General features: G+C 49.5%; 3 protein-coding genes. All 3 read right to left on the reverse strand.

The annotated features are described in order from the left end of the window. Positions 1–91: 91 nt before the first annotated feature. On the reverse strand, positions 92–1,105 hold the full coding sequence (locus tag QVO39_RS00250) for a putative porin (protein WP_021902514.1): 1,014 nt from the start codon (positions 1,103–1,105) through the stop codon (positions 92–94). Between the two features lie 24 nt (positions 1,106–1,129). Continuing rightward, positions 1,130–1,903 carry an ABC transporter permease gene (locus tag QVO39_RS00255; RefSeq protein ID WP_021902515.1) on the reverse strand — a complete coding sequence of 258 codons (774 nt, stop codon included), beginning with the start codon at positions 1,901–1,903 and terminating at the stop codon, positions 1,130–1,132. Next, on the reverse strand, positions 1,893–2,230 hold a 338-nt coding region (locus QVO39_RS00260; protein ID WP_288171157.1), incomplete at its 5' end, for an ATP-binding cassette domain-containing protein. The genes QVO39_RS00255 and QVO39_RS00260, both read right to left, overlap by 11 nt.

Raw genomic sequence — 2,230 nt, forward strand, 5'->3', positions numbered from 1 at the left:
AACCATAGATACTCAGATGAATACTACTTGACAAGTCCTTTCTAATGCGTAACCCCTGGGTTAGACTATATTGATTTATAGGGGCCTTTAATTAGAAGGCGAATTGGAATTGAGTCCGGAGGGTGTGGCCTTTAGCTACTGGGAGCATCACCTGATCGGTAGGGTGGGTGTAGCGGTACTGTAGCTGTACCCTGCAATTGCCGTAGAACCACTTGTCTACCCCTAGTGTGGCGGTAAATAGTTTGCCCGACTGGTCCATATCAGGCTGTAGATAGTCACCGCTGACTACTAGATCATAACGCTTGGGTAGATGAACGGCGGCTGTGAGGTAGGCACCCATGCTCTTAACATCTTTATCGCGGCCATACATATACTCTGTAGAGAGGCTAATCGGTTGGTAATTGGCAATAACGCCTGCGCTGACACGGTGTCGCATATAGCTTTCGCCCGCTTGGATTCCTTTGGCAGCACCCATAGCTACCTGTTTTCCACCAAGGTAGGAGGTATGTAGGCTAAGCCCCTCTATTGGACGAATGTAGAGAGAGCCACCGAGTAGCTTCCCGAGGTTGAGGTCTGTGGCATTCATTCCTTGACCATTCATCGCTACCACCTTGTAAGAAACGATGTTTTTGAATAGATCGCCCGATAGCTCAATACCCATATCACGGCCTGCAGTACCGTAGTAGAGCGGGTCCATGCCTACACCAGCAAAGTAAACGGTAGGCATACTCCCACCGATGGCGAGCGAATTAAGGAAAGGAGCGATTTGGTTTTCATGTCCAAAAGGGGTCTTAAACTGCCCAATCTTCACCTTTAGCTCTGGCATAAAAGCGTACTGCATGTAGAGGTCCTTGAGCATCACTGGTTTATTAAATTGCACTGTGATACCCATGCTCCATTGGTCGGTAATCCGGCCAAGTCCTAGGACCTCTATCTTATTGATGCCAACGGTGCCGAGCTTCTGGTCGTTGTCGTAATAGCCTCCTTCGGCATAGACTTGACCGTATCCTTTGATTGTAATACGATTAGCAAAGCTCTCTTTCTGAGCCGATGCGGTACCTGCTACAAGGAGTAGTGTGGTAATAAGTAATGTAATTCTTTTCATGTTTCTTGTGATATAATAATGATGTTACTTGTCACTAGGCGAGAGCTCTTGCCAAGGGCAAAGAAGGAGCTCTAGTAGGTCGGTAAGGAGGAAGAGCAGAAATCCCGCAATACTCAGTATCGCTATCCCTCCATACATAGAGATGTAGTCAAAGCGCATCCAGGAGTCGATGATAAAGTAGCCCATCCCTTTGTCCGTACCGTAGGTCTCGGTGACGAAAAGCACCGAAATAGCTGTCCCGATCGCCACTCTTAGGGTAGAAAGGGTATCGGGAAGCGTTGCCGGTAGTAGTACGTGCCAGTAGACTTGCCAACTTGTAGCCCCTAAGGAGGTGGTGATAAGAAAACTCTCACGAGGAATATTGTAGAGACTGTCTCGGATATTGACGATGATCTGAAAGAGGATGATCAGCACAATCATAGTGATCTTACCCCCGTCGCCCAATCCCGCAATCAGCATCACGATGGGGAGTAGTGCCAGCTTGGGAATAGGATAGGCGAGATAGGTGAAGGCACTCATCACCCTCCCAAATCGGTGCCAGCGGTACATGGCGTAGGCCATACTCATCCCTAGTACAAAGGCGATCGGTAGCCCCAGAAGTACTCTATAAAGACTTGCCCACAGGTGTCGCCCCATCTCTTGCGAAAGGAGGGAGGGAAGGGCTTGATAGACCTTCAGAGGAGAAATGATAGCGGTACTGCTGAGGGTGATTGATGCTACCCACCAAAGTAGATTGATGAGCAACAGTCCTACCACTGTACGGTAGAGTAGGGCCTTCAGTCGTTGACTACTTTTCATTCCTCAAGATCTCTTGTAAGATTTGTTCCGCATTGGGCAGATGGGTATCGGCTATCACCTCGCCTGGGGAGCCCCCTAGGATAATCACCCGATCCGTGAGTCCCTCTATCTCTTGCGGATTGTGGCTCACCATCACTGTGGTCACCCCCAGCTCCTTTTGGAAAGCTTTGAATAGCTCCTTACTGCGAGTGGCAGTGGAGATGTCAAGTGCTGAGAAAGGTTCGTCCATCAGAAGGAGGTCGGGTGATTGGACAAAGGCACGGGCAAGAGCTACCCTCTGCTTCTGTCCGCCCGATAGCTCGGAAGGGTAGCGATCAAGGAATGCTC

Source organism: Porphyromonas sp. CAG:1061 (assembly GCF_000435035.1).
Taxonomy (GTDB): domain Bacteria; phylum Bacteroidota; class Bacteroidia; order Bacteroidales; family Porphyromonadaceae; genus Porphyromonas_A; species Porphyromonas_A somerae.